The 12744-nt window shown below is 53.2% G+C and carries 13 protein-coding genes; 9 read left to right on the top strand and 4 right to left on the bottom strand.

What is annotated here, in order from left to right; translation table 11 throughout:
* The first annotated feature begins 4 nt into the window (after positions 1-4).
* Positions 5-748, top strand: coding sequence for an SDR family oxidoreductase (locus tag AC0XWG_RS11285; RefSeq protein WP_108090417.1), 744 nt, complete (start codon positions 5-7; stop codon positions 746-748).
* 32 nt (positions 749-780) lie between these two features.
* Here the strand turns inward: AC0XWG_RS11285 and bglA are convergent, their stop codons facing one another.
* Both bglA and AC0XWG_RS11295 read right to left on the bottom strand, forming a co-directional pair.
* Entirely contained in the window at positions 781-2214 is a 1434-nt protein-coding gene (bglA, locus tag AC0XWG_RS11290; RefSeq protein ID WP_475680776.1) for a 6-phospho-beta-glucosidase BglA, read from the bottom strand.
* Positions 2215-2330: 116 nt separating this feature from the next.
* Complete coding sequence (locus AC0XWG_RS11295) at positions 2331-3062, bottom strand: MurR/RpiR family transcriptional regulator (RefSeq protein WP_028016954.1); 732 nt, start codon at positions 3060-3062, stop codon at positions 2331-2333.
* Positions 3063-3328: 266 nt separating this feature from the next.
* On the opposite strand from AC0XWG_RS11295, the gene trhA reads away from it, so the two are divergent.
* On the top strand, positions 3329-3988 hold the full coding sequence (trhA, locus tag AC0XWG_RS11300; protein ID WP_028016953.1) for a PAQR family membrane homeostasis protein TrhA: 660 nt from the start codon (positions 3329-3331) through the stop codon (positions 3986-3988).
* Between the two features lie 83 nt (positions 3989-4071).
* Here the strand turns inward: trhA and ygfZ are convergent, their stop codons facing one another.
* On the bottom strand, positions 4072-5052 hold the full coding sequence (ygfZ, locus tag AC0XWG_RS11305) for a tRNA-modifying protein YgfZ (RefSeq protein WP_108090415.1): 981 nt from the start codon (positions 5050-5052) through the stop codon (positions 4072-4074).
* Between the two features lie 294 nt (positions 5053-5346).
* Between ygfZ and sdhE the strand changes: the two genes are divergently transcribed.
* Together sdhE and AC0XWG_RS11315 are read left to right on the top strand one after the other, a co-directional pair.
* Positions 5347-5613, top strand: a complete 267-nt coding sequence (gene sdhE / locus AC0XWG_RS11310; RefSeq protein ID WP_010435322.1) for an FAD assembly factor SdhE — start codon at positions 5347-5349, stop codon at positions 5611-5613.
* Positions 5594-6004, top strand: coding sequence for a protein YgfX (locus AC0XWG_RS11315; RefSeq protein ID WP_028016951.1), 411 nt, complete (start codon positions 5594-5596; stop codon positions 6002-6004). The genes sdhE and AC0XWG_RS11315 overlap by 20 nt, the downstream gene beginning before the upstream one ends.
* Positions 6005-6010: 6 nt before the next feature.
* Here AC0XWG_RS11315 and fldB read toward each other — a convergent pair whose 3' ends face one another.
* The gene (fldB, locus tag AC0XWG_RS11320; RefSeq protein ID WP_028016950.1) at positions 6011-6532 is read right to left on the bottom strand and encodes a flavodoxin FldB; all 522 of its coding nucleotides are present in this window, start codon (positions 6530-6532) and stop codon (positions 6011-6013) included.
* A gap of 101 nt (positions 6533-6633) precedes the next feature.
* On the opposite strand from fldB, the gene xerD reads away from it, so the two are divergent.
* The 5 genes from xerD to lysS all read left to right on the top strand — a co-directional run bounded on the left by xerD (position 6634) and on the right by lysS (position 12727).
* On the top strand, positions 6634-7530 hold the full coding sequence (gene xerD, locus AC0XWG_RS11325) for a site-specific tyrosine recombinase XerD (protein ID WP_024906583.1): 897 nt from the start codon (positions 6634-6636) through the stop codon (positions 7528-7530).
* 28 nt (positions 7531-7558) lie between these two features.
* Entirely contained in the window at positions 7559-8272 is a 714-nt protein-coding gene (gene dsbC / locus AC0XWG_RS11330) for a bifunctional protein-disulfide isomerase/oxidoreductase DsbC (RefSeq protein WP_028016948.1), read from the top strand.
* A gap of 5 nt (positions 8273-8277) precedes the next feature.
* Positions 8278-10011, top strand: coding sequence for a single-stranded-DNA-specific exonuclease RecJ (gene recJ, locus AC0XWG_RS11335; protein ID WP_475680587.1), 1734 nt, complete (start codon positions 8278-8280; stop codon positions 10009-10011).
* A 90-nt stretch (positions 10012-10101) separates the two neighbouring features.
* Positions 10102-11200, top strand: a protein-coding gene (prfB, locus tag AC0XWG_RS11340; protein WP_096151315.1) for a peptide chain release factor 2 whose coding sequence is annotated in 2 segments (ribosomal slippage) — positions 10102-10176 and positions 10178-11200 — 1098 coding nt in all. Because the reading frame shifts where the segments join, the coding sequence is not laid out codon by codon here.
* Positions 11201-11209: 9 nt separating this feature from the next.
* Entirely contained in the window at positions 11210-12727 is a 1518-nt protein-coding gene (lysS, locus tag AC0XWG_RS11345) for a lysine--tRNA ligase (RefSeq protein ID WP_028016946.1), read from the top strand.
* Positions 12728-12744 lie beyond the last annotated feature (17 nt).

A 12744-nucleotide genomic window follows, 5' to 3' on the forward strand; every position in this document is an offset into this window, starting at 1 on the left:
GCGTATGGGCATTGCACTTGTAACAGGCGCCAGCCGCGGCATCGGGAAAGCCACCGCGCTGCAGCTGGCATGCGAAGGCTATACCGTAGCGGTGAATTATCATCACAACATTAAAGCCGCGACGGACGTCATCAGGCAGATCGTTGAAGCGGGCGGTAAAGCCTTTGCCGTCCGCGCAGATATCAGCGATGAAGCCCAGGTGATGGCGATGTTCGACAGCCTCGATCGTGAAGGTGAGCCGCTTTGTGCGCTGGTCAATAATGCGGGGATTCTGTTTGAGCAATCCACTATCGAGAATCTCTCCGCTGAGCGCATTAACCGCGTCCTGGCGACCAACGTCACGGGCTACTTCCTCTGCTGCCGGGAAGCGGTGAAGCGCATGTCCTTCAAACATGGCGGCAAGGGTGGGGCGATCGTGAATGTCTCTTCCGCGGCGTCGCGCCTGGGCGCGCCGGGAGAATATGTGGATTATGCCGCGTCCAAGGGGGCGGTGGATTCGCTGACAACCGGGTTAGCGCTCGAGGTAGCGGCGCAGGGCATTCGCGTAAACTGCGTGCGACCGGGACTGATCTATACCGATATCCACGCCTCAGGCGGGGAACCGGGGCGCGTGGATCGCGTGAAATCGTTGCTGCCGATGCAGCGCGGCGGCCAGCCGGAAGAGGTGGCGCAGGCGATTGTCTGGCTGCTGAGCGAGAAGGCGTCGTACGTCACGGGCAGTTTTATAGAGCTGGCTGGCGGAAAATAAATGCCGGGTTGCGTCATGCCACCCGGAAAAAATTACAGCGCCTCGCCGTTGCTGGCAATCACGCCTTTATACCACTCGAAGCTTTTCTTACGGGAACGCGACATGTCGCCAGTACCGTCGTCGTGTTTGTTCACATAGATAAAGCCGTAGCGCTTGCTGTACTGGCCGGTGGTGAACGACACGCAGTCGATGCAGCCCCACGGGGTATACCCCATAAGATCCACACCATCGTGCGTGACCGCCTTCATCATTTCTTCCACATGAGCACGCAGATAGTCGATGCGATAGTCATCGTTGATGCTGCCGTCTTCTTCTACTTTGTCGTATGCGCCAAAACCGTTTTCTACGATAAACAGCGGTTTCTGATAACGCTCGTACAGCTCACACAGGGAATAGCGCAGGCCAACCGGATCAATCTGCCAGCCCCAGTCAGACGCTTTCACATGTGGGTTCGGTACGCTGCCCTCAAAGCCGGAAATGGCATCACCGGTGCCGCCTTCTGCTTTCACGGCGTTGGTCATGTAATAGCTGAAACCTAAATAGTCACAGGTTCCTTCACGCAGGATCTCTTCGTCACCCGCTTCCATTTTGATGGAGAAACCACGGCGTTCCCACTCGTTCAGCACATAAGATGGGTAGTAACCACGCAGCTGGACGTCGGTAAAGACATAGCGCTCGCGCATGGATTCCTGAGCAAACATCACATCTTCTGGTTTGCAGGAGAATGGATAGAGTGCAACCATCGCCAGCATGCAGCCGACTTTCATCTCTGGGTTAATACGACGGGCGGCTTTTACCGCCAGAGCGCTGGCCACGAACTGGTGGTGCAGCACCTGATACATGGTTTCTTCCGGGTTGTCGTGCTCGGTATAGACCACCCCAGAGCAGCAGTAGCCGAACAGCGGCGCGCGCCAGTTGCGCTGGTTGTTGATTTCGTTAAAGGTCATCCAGTATTTGACCTTGTTTTTGTAGCGCTCAAATACCACTTCCGCGAAGCGCACAAAGAAATCGACCACTTTACGGTTAGTCCAGCTGCCATACTCCTGAACCAGATGCAGCGGCATTTCGAAGTGGGAGAGGGTGATGACCGGCTCGATGTTGTATTTGAGCAGCTCGTCGAACATGTCGTCGTAGAACTTCAGTCCTTCTTCGTTTGGCTGTGTCTCATCCCCTTTCGGGAAGATGTGGGTCCAGGCGATAGAGGTACGGAAGCACTTGAAGCCCATTTCCGCAAACAGCTTGATGTCTTCTTTGTAGTGACCGTGGAAATCAATCGCTTCATGGTTTGGGTAGTATTTACCCGGCACCACTTCCCGGGTGATTTCGCGCGGAACGCCGTGTGCGCCACCGGTCAATACGTCGCAGATGCTTGGCCCTTTACCGCCTTTGTTCCAGCCGCCTTCAACCTGGTGAGCGGCAACTGCGCCACCCCATAAAAAATCTTTTGGTAAGGTCAATTTTTTCATCATTACTATTCTCAATATATGGCTTATTGATTTCGAGTCTAGCAAAGTGAAATTAAATGTCACGATATAACAATTTGTGTGAAATGTGATTTGTCACATCAAAAAAACAGGGTGTTTTATTCTGTCAATTTCTTCGCCAGTTTGCGGCCGAGAGATTCCAGAATATAGATAACGGGGATTTGCGTGGTGATATCATAAACGCCCCCAATACGCGTCTGGGGGACATGCCATGAGAGATTAAAGTCTGCCAGCTTTGCCAGACGCGAGTGTTCGTGGCTGGTAATGGAGAGCACCTTGCAGTGATGCAGGCTGAACTGGCTGGCGAAACGCAGGATCTCCTCAGTCTCACCGGAGACAGAAAGCACAATCGCCAGCGCATTTTTCGCCATATCATTGGTGACCGGGAAATAAGGATCGTCGATATGGTTGCTGAATTTACCAATATTTGAAAAGAAACGTGCGCCATATTTTGCCAGAGAGCCTGACGTACCCGCGCCGACAAATATAATTCGCTCAGAAGACAAAATAATATCTACCGCGTTATCTAATAACGCATCGAACTCTTCATTATTCACGCTTTTAAAGAAGCTGATAATTTCGCTGGTACCGAAGTTTGCCTGCTGGGGCTCGTTTTGCTCCAGATAGAGTTTGAAGCGTACGCGAAATTCAGAATAACCTTCGCAGTTGAGCTTGCGGCAAAAGCGCAGGATCGTAGTGGTTGAGACACCAGCCGCGTCCGCCAGCTCGCGGATGGTCATGTACATGACTTTGTCACGATTTTTAATGACATAGTTGTAGACCATCATCTCCAGATTATTGAGACTGGCAATGGCGGTGTGGGTGAACATAGTCACAATGGCAAAACTCTCATTCAGACCTCATCCGTCCATCATAACATGCAGCCAGATTGCAGGATCCAATTTTATGCTATTGATTCATAATGATTAAATTTTTATGTGAACAAATGTTAGGTGAATAAATTATTTATGTATATGATTTTTATATACAAAAAATCATGATGAAAATATTTTAGCTAACAGGTGTTCACTGGAATCATTCTCAGTTAGCATAGTCTTGCGATGCATAATCATCTTTTGTTTTCCCGGAGTTTTGTATGGCGAGCAGACCATTAATCGCACAGGGATATTCGCTGGCTGAGGAAATAGCCAACAGCATCAGCCACGGCATTGGCCTGGTGTTTGGGATTGTCGGTTTAGTATTATTGCTGGTGCAGGCGGTAGACACCAATGCCAGCGCGATGGCCATTACCAGCTATAGCCTGTATGGCGGGAGTATGATCCTGCTGTTTCTGGCCTCTACGCTGTATCACGCAATTCCGCATCAACGGGCCAAGATGTGGCTTAAGAAATTTGACCACTGTGCCATCTATCTTCTTATTGCCGGTACCTATACGCCTTTTCTGCTGGTGGGGCTCGATTCACCGCTCGCCCGCGGCCTGATGATTGTTATCTGGAGCCTGGCACTGCTGGGGATCCTGTTTAAGCTGACGATTGCCCACCGGTTTAAGATATTGTCACTGGTGACCTATCTGACGATGGGCTGGCTGTCGCTGATTGTGGTTTATCAGTTGGCAATCAAACTGGCTGCGGGTGGGGTAACATTGCTGGCTGTTGGCGGGGTGGTTTATTCGCTGGGCGTGATTTTCTACGTTTGCAAGCGTATCCCTTACAACCACGCTATCTGGCACGGTTTTGTACTGGGCGGCAGCGTGTGTCACTTCCTGGCGATTTATTTGTACGTGGGGCAGGTGTAGTTTTTGTCGGGTGGCGGCTGCGCCTTACCCGACCTACGGGATCTGTAGGCCCGGTAAGAGCAGCGCCACCGGGCGATACAGAATTACTCTTCCAGCGAATACGGTAGTGGCTCAATACTTAATGTATTGGCATCGTCACGCACGCGAAACACGCTATTGGCTTCCATGTCATTATTCATAACGGCCTGAACAAGAAGACGGCCATCTTCCAGCTGTACGGCTGCTAACACGGTGCCGGTGCGGCGCCAGTTATCACCCATCTTCAGCTCTAAATCTTCACCCGCTTCAGGTACACGGCTGGCATGACCTGCCAGTGTCCACAGCGCACGTTTGTTTGCCCCGCGGAATTTTGCACGAGCCACCATTTCCTGGCCGGTGTAACAGCCTTTCTTAAAGCTGATACCACCCAGAGCCTGGAGGTTGGTTGCCTGAGGAATAAACTGCGCGCTGTTTGCTGCGTCAATCACCGGCAGACCTGCTTCAATGTTCAGTGCCAACCACTGCTGACTGTTGTTGAACTGGGCCTCACCGCGTAGCGCCTCAGTCACGCGCTCTGCTGTGGCGGCATCCGTCACTAACAGGAAACGCTCCTCCGGGTGTTCGAACCACAGGATAGAGCTAGCACCTTCGCTGACCACCTGTTTTTCTGCATCGGGCAATTCGCTGAACAGATTTTTCAGCGCGGCACGCGCCTGAAAACCCGCCACACCCAGCAGGATATGTGCGTCGTCCGGGGCAATCGTGACTTTGGAAAAGACGGCGTACTTTTTCAGCTCTTTGAGTTGGGCGTCTTGCAGGCTACGGCGCTCAATAAAGGCAAAGCCGTCCTGACGGCGGAAGAGACGCAGGTTGCTCCACATTTTGCCTTTAGGGTCGCAATGTGCGGCCAGCAGGTGCTGGTGTTCAGTCATCTGGCTGACATCGGCGGTCACCTGACCCTGCAGGTATTTTTCGGCATCGGCACCGGTGAGTGTTGCCAGCGCCCAGTCATCAAGAGAAATAAGCGTCAGCGGCAGACGCGCAGAGGCGGCGGGCTGGCGAGGAGAAAATGGTGTAAATGCCATAACGATATCCTGAATTGCTTAACGCTTTGATAATGCCTAATGGTAAAAGAGCCTGCTGGCAATGCAAGCGCTTTCAGCAGACCATTTGTGCCATAAACCGGTTCTGCGTAACGCCACGCAAAATAGTGTAATCCGCTGTCTTCGTGGGGTTTATTCTGGAAGCCTGCTTGTAGATCGCAAGATTCCAGTAAAGAAACGGTCAAAAACACGTTACACTAGCTGGTGTCCCCGTAGCGAAATCAAGAACACTGAACGGGGTACCGACTGTGCCAAACGTAATGCAGGAAACAGAACATGGATATTAACAACAAGGCCCGTATTCACTGGGCATGCCGTCGGGGCATGCGTGAACTTGATATTTCCATCATGCCTTTCTTCGAATATGAGTATGACAGCTTAAGCGATGATGATAAGCGTCTGTTTGTTCGCCTGCTTGAGTCTGACGATCCAGATTTATTCAACTGGCTGATGAACCACGGCAAACCCGCCGACACCGAGTTGCAACGGATGGTGCAATTAATTCAAACACGGAATCGGGAACGTGGTCCTGTGGCAATCTGATCTTCGCGTCTCGTGGCGTTCTCAGTGGATGTCTTTATTGCTCCACGGCCTGGTTGCGGCCATTGTATTACTGATGCCATGGCCGTTGAGCTATACGCCTCTGTGGCTGCTGTTACTGTCATTTGTCGTTTTTGACAGCGTACGCAGCCAGCGTCGCATTAATGCCCGTCAGGGAGAAATTAAACTCCTGATGGATTCTCGCCTGCGCTGGCAGGGTAAAGAGTGGGATATTCTCGGGATGCCCTGGATGCTCAACTCCGGCATGATGTTACGGTTACGCAATGTGGACGGTGGGCGTTGTCAGCATCTGTGGTTGGCGGCTGACAGTATGGATGCTTCAGAGTGGCGAGACCTGCGCCGGATGTTATTGCAACAGTCGACGCAGGAGTAAAGTGCGTTAGCTAAACTGTTCTGCCATTTCGCCCAGAATCTGCTCGCACCAGGTTTGCAGGCGATCATCGCTGAGATCGTACTGGTTGGTTTCATCCAGCGCGAGTCCAACAAACAGCTCGCCATCGGCAATAATCGGCTTTTTACTGGTGAACTCATACCCTTCGGTTGGCCAGTAGCCGATAAACGTAACGCCTTTCGGTACCAGTTTATCGTGCAGCATACCGAGTGCATCCAGGAACCATTCTCCGTAACCTAATTGATCACCCATGCCGTACATGGCGATAATTTTGCCGCTGAGGTTGAGCGTATCAAGCTGGTCCCAGATAGCTTCCCAGTCTTCCTGTATCTCACCGAAATCCCAGGTTGGGATACCGAGGATCAACACGTCGTACTGCTCCATCAGTGTGAGCGCGTCGTCTTTCAGGTTATGCAACGTCACCAGTTCCGGGCCAATGATGTCGCGAATTTTCTCTGCCGCCATTTCGGTGTAGCAGGTGCTGGAACCATAGAACAGACCAATATTCATCGCGTAACTATCTCAATTCTTGCTTTGACTTTGCGCGTAGTGTACCAGAAACCTGTAGCAATCAGGCATAATGGCCTGACTGCAGAATCAAAGGGGCTGATGTGGAAAAGGATCTCGCACTGATCGAACAGTTTCTCGACGCGCTGTGGCTGGAGAAAAACCTGGCTGAGAATACGCTCAGTGCGTACCGGCGCGATCTCACCATGCTGGTTGAGTGGCTGGCCCGTCGGCAGCTCTCGCTGGCGAGCGCGCAAAGCGACGACCTTCAGGCACTGCTCGGTGAACGCGTGGAAGGGGGATACAAAGCGACCAGCTCTGCGCGCTTGCTCAGCGCCATGCGTCGGCTGTTCCAGCATCTCTACCGTGAGAAGATCCGCGAAGACGATCCCAGCGCGCTGCTGGCATCCCCGAAACTTCCGCAGCGGCTGCCGAAAGATCTTAGCGAAGCACAAGTTGAGAGATTATTACAGTCACCCGCAGTTGACCTGCCGCTGGAGTTACGCGATAAAGCCATGCTTGAGCTATTGTATGCTACCGGCTTGCGCGTTTCTGAACTGGTTGGCCTGACGATGAGCGACATAAGCCTGCGTCAGGGTGTGGTTCGTGTAATCGGTAAAGGAAACAAGGAAAGGCTGGTACCGCTGGGAGAAGAGGCGGTTTACTGGCTGGAAACGTATCTTGAGCATGGCCGTCCGTGGTTGCTCAATGGTGCTTCTATCGATGTTCTGTTCCCGAGCCAGCGCGCGCAGCAGATGACACGGCAAACGTTCTGGCATCGCATCAAGCATTACGCCACACTGGCGGGTATCGACAGTGAAAAGCTTTCGCCGCACGTATTGCGTCATGCTTTCGCGACGCATCTGTTAAACCACGGCGCTGATTTACGCGTGGTGCAGATGTTGCTGGGGCATAGCGACCTTTCCACGACGCAAATTTATACTCATGTCGCGACGGAACGCCTGCGGCAGCTACACCAACAGCACCACCCTCGTGCGTGAGTGCCGACGAATTGTAACAGGATCAAATATGAAAAAGTCTTTTGCGCTGTTCACCCTGCTGGCAGCCTCATTTACCGGTTTCGCCCATGCGGATGACGCCGCAATCAAACAGTCGCTGGCTAAGCTTGGCGTCACGGGTAGCGATATTCAGCCAGCACCGGTTGCTGGCATGAAAACGGTGCTGACGAGCAGCGGCGTGCTGTATGTCACCGAAGACGGCAAACACATTATTCAGGGGCCAATGTACGATGTGAGCGGCGCGCAGCCGGTAAACGTCACCAACCAGCTGCTGATGAAAAACCTGAACGCGCTCGAAAAAGAGATGATTGTCTACAAAGCGGCGCAGGAAAAACATGTTATTACCGTCTTCACAGACATCACCTGTGGCTACTGCCACAAACTGCATGAAGAGATGAAAGACTACAACGCGCTGGGCATTACCGTGCGTTACCTGGCTTTCCCACGTGCAGGCGTGCAGAGCCAGCCAGAGCAGGATATGAAAGCTATTTGGTGTGCAAAAGACCGCAACAAAGCGTTTGATGATGCGATGAACGGTAAAGCTGTTACACCTGCATCCTGCGACATTGACATTGCCAACCACTATGCACTGGGCGTGCAATTTGGCGTGAGCGGTACGCCAGCGATTGTCCTGAGCAACGGCTATGTTGTTCCAGGTTACCAGGGACCAAAAGAGATGAAAGAGTTCCTCGACGCGCACCAGAAACAGTTTGGTGGTAAATAATCCGCGTGAAAGCCCCAATAAAATTGCGCCGCCGCGAGGTGGCCGAGCAGATTGATTTGCCAGACGATCTTCCACCACTGCTGAAACGGCTCTACGCCAGCCGTGGCGTGCGTACCGCTGAAGATCTTGAGCGGAGCGTGAAAGGGATGCTGCCCTGGCAACAGCTGAATGGCATCGAAAAAGCCGTGGAAATGCTCTACAACGCGTTTCTGGAAGGAACGCGAATCGTGGTGGTGGGGGATTTCGATGCAGACGGAGCAACCAGCACTGCATTAAGTGTACTCAGCCTGCGCGCGCTGGGCTGCGATAACGTGACCTATCTGGTGCCGAACCGGTTTGAAGACGGCTACGGCCTCAGCCCGGAAGTAGTCGATCAGGCTCATGCCCGCGGCGCACAGATGATCATGACCGTGGACAATGGAATCTCCTCCCATGCGGGCGTCGATCATGCCCATAAGCTTGGGATCTCGGTACTGGTCACCGATCACCACCTGCCGGGTGACACACTCCCTGCGGCGGAAGCGATCATCAACCCAAACCTGCGCGACTGCGATTTTCCGTCGAAATCACTGGCGGGTGTGGGGGTGGCGTTTTATCTGATGCTGGCGCTGCGTACGCTGTTGCGTGATAAAGGCTGGTTCGACTCCCGCGGGATTGCCGTACCCAATCTCGCCGAGTATCTTGACCTGGTGGCGCTGGGAACAGTCGCGGACGTGGTGCCGCTTGATGCCAATAATCGTATTTTGACCTGGCAGGGTTTAAGCCGCATTCGGGCGGGCAAATGCCGTCCGGGAATTAAGGCCTTGCTGGAGATTGCCAACCGTGACCCGCTCAAACTGGCGGCCAGTGATTTGGGCTTTGCCATCGGACCGCGTCTGAACGCAGCCGGAAGGCTGGACGATATGTCCGTTGGTGTCGCTCTGCTGCTTTGCGACAATATTGGTGAAGCGCGTGTCCTTGCCAATGAACTGGACGCTCTGAACCAGACCCGTAAAGAGATTGAGCAGGGAATGCAGGCAGAAGCGCTGACCTTGTGCGAAAAACTTGAACGGAGTGGCGATACGCTGCCTGGCGGTCTGGCGATGTATCACCCCGAGTGGCATCAGGGGGTGGTCGGGATTCTGGCGTCGCGCATTAAAGAGCGTTTCCACCGTCCGGTGATCGCGTTTGCCCCGGCAGGTGACGGCACGCTGAAAGGCTCTGGTCGATCGATTCAGGGCCTGCACATGCGCGATGCGCTGGAGCGTCTTGATACGCTTTACCCGAATCTCATGATCAAGTTTGGTGGCCACGCGATGGCGGCAGGCTTGTCGCTGGAAGAGGCGAAATTCGATGAGTTCCAGCGTCTGTTTGGCGAGCTGGTGACCGACTGGATCGACCCGGCCCTGTTGCAAGGGGAAGTAGTATCTGATGGCGAGCTTGCCCCCGCTGAGATGACGATGGATGTGGCACAAATGCTCCGCGATGCCGGTCCATGGGGGCAGATGTTCCCGGAGCCGTTGTTTGACGGCCGTTTCCGTCTGTTGCAACAGCGTATTGTCGGCGAACGCCATCTGAAAGTGATGGTTGAACCCGTGGGCGGTGGTCCGTTGCTGGATGGTATTGCCTTCAATGTTGACACGGCGATATGGCCGGACAACGGCGTGCGCGAGGTTGAGCTGGCGTACAAACTGGACATCAACGAGTTTCGCGGTAACCGCAGCCTCCAGATCATCATCGACAATATCTGGCCAATTTAGCGGCAGTAATCTCTATAAAAAAGGGCGTGGATTCGGTACAATCCCGCTCTTATCACCGCATTTTGACAAGTCCATAAAAGAAAACAGACCATGTTTGAAATTAATCCGGTAAAAAACCGTATTCAGGACCTCACGGAGCGCTCTGACGTTCTTAGGGGGTATCTTTGACTACGATGCCAAGAAAGAGCGTCTTGAAGAAGTAAACGCCGAGCTGGAACAGCCTGACGTCTGGAACGAACCTGAGCGCGCACAGGCGCTGGGTAAAGAGCGTTCCTCTCTCGAAGCTATCGTAGATACGCTGGATCAAATGGCTCAGGGGCTGGAAGATGTTTCCGGTTTACTGGAGCTGGCTGTTGAAGCCGACGACGAAGAAACCTTTAACGAAGCCGTGGCAGAACTCGACGTTCTGGAAGAGAAGCTGGCGCAGCTTGAGTTCCGTCGCATGTTCTCCGGCGAATATGACAGCGCTGACTGCTATCTCGATATTCAGGCCGGTTCTGGCGGTACTGAAGCGCAGGACTGGGCCAGTATGCTGACGCGTATGTATCTGCGTTGGGCAGAAGCACGCGGCTTCAAAACCGAAATTATCGAAGAATCTGAAGGTGAAGTTGCGGGTCTGAAATCCGTGACCATCAAAATTATTGGCGATTACGCCTACGGCTGGTTGCGTACTGAAACCGGCGTTCACCGCCTGGTACGTAAGAGCCCGTTCGACTCCGGTGGACGTCGTCATACCTCCTTTAGTTCTGCATTCGTTTACCCGGAAGTTGACGAAGATATTGATATCGAAATTAACCCGGCTGACCTGCGTATTGACGTTTACCGCGCATCTGGCGCGGGTGGTCAGCACGTTAACCGTACAGAATCTGCGGTGCGTATCACCCACATTCCAACCGGGCTGGTAACGCAATGCCAGAATGACCGTTCCCAGCATAAAAACAAAGACCAGGCCATGAAGCAGATGAAAGCGAAGCTTTATGAACTGGAAATGCAGAAGAAAAATGCTGAGAAACAGGCGATGGAAGATAACAAGTCTGACATCGGTTGGGGCAGCCAGATCCGTTCTTATGTCCTCGATGACTCCCGCATCAAAGACTTGCGTACCGGGGTTGAAACCCGCAACACGCAGGCGGTGCTGGATGGCAGCCTGGACCAATTTATCGAAGCAAGTTTGAAAGCAGGGTTATGAGGAACCAACATGTCTGAACAACAAGCACAGGGCGCTGACGCGGTAGTCGATCTTAACAACGAACTGAAAACCCGCCGCGAGAAGCTGGCAGCACTGCGTGAGCAGGGCGTGCCGTTCCCGAACGATTTTCGTCGTGACCATACCTCAGACCAACTGCACGCTGATTTCGACGGTAAAGAGAACGAAGAGCTGGAAGCTCTGAACGTAGAAGTGTCAGTGGCAGGCCGTATGATGACCCGTCGTATCATGGGTAAAGCCTCTTTCGTGACCTTGCAGGACGTTGGCGGCCGTATTCAGTTGTACGTTTCCCGTGACGATCTGCCAGAAGGCATCTACAACGAGCAGTTCAAGAAATGGGACCTGGGCGATATCCTGGGCGCGAAAGGTAAACTGTTCAAAACTAAGACCGGTGAACTGTCTATCCACTGCACCGAACTGCGTCTGCTGACCAAAGCCCTGCGCCCGCTGCCGGACAAATTCCACGGCCTGCAGGATCAGGAAGCGCGTTATCGTCAGCGTTACCTGGATCTCATCTCTAACGATGAATCCCGCAATACCTTCAAAATTCGCTCCCGGATCATGGCCGGTATCCGCCAGTTCATGGTTAACCGCGACTTTATGGAAGTGGAAACCCCAATGATGCAGGTGATCCCTGGCGGTGCGTCTGCACGTCCGTTCATCACCCATCACAACGCCCTGGACCTGGACATGTACCTGCGTATCGCGCCGGAACTGTACCTGAAGCGTCTGGTGGTGGGGGGGTTCGACCGCGTGTTTGAAATCAACCGTAACTTCCGTAACGAAGGTATCTCCGTTCGTCATAACCCAGAGTTCACCATGATGGAACTCTATATGGCGTATGCGGATTACAAAGATCTGATCGAGCTGACAGAATCTCTGTTCCGTACCCTGGCACAGGATATTCTGGGCACCACGCAGGTCCCTTACGGTGAAGAAGTGTTCGACTTCGGCAAGCCGTTTGAAAAACTGACTATGCGCGAAGCGATCAAGAAATACCGTCCGGAAACCAACATGGCCGATCTGGATAACTTCGACTCTGCGAAAGCGATCGCTGAAAGCATCGGTATCAAGGTTGAGAAGAGCTGGGGTCTGGGCCGTATCGTGACCGAGATCTTCGAAGAAGTGGCCGAAGCGCACCTGATTCAGCCGACCTTCATCACCGAATACCCGGCAGAAGTTTCTCCGCTGGCGCGTCGTAATGACGTGAACCCGGAAATCACTGACCGTTTCGAGTTCTTCATCGGTGGCCGTGAAATCGGCAACGGCTTTAGCGAGCTGAACGATGCGGAAGATCAGGCTCAGCGCTTCCAGGATCAGGTTGACGCGAAAGCGGCAGGCGATGACGAAGCGATGTTCTACGACGAAGACTATGTGACTGCGCTGGAGCACGGCCTGCCACCAACTGCAGGTCTGGGTATTGGTATCGACCGTATGGTGATGCTGTTCACTAACAGCCACACCATCCGTGACGTAATCCTGTTCCCGGCGATGCGACCGGTGAAATAAGGCGTTAAGATGTAAAA

Source organism: Enterobacter sp. DVT3837, from assembly GCF_056238685.1.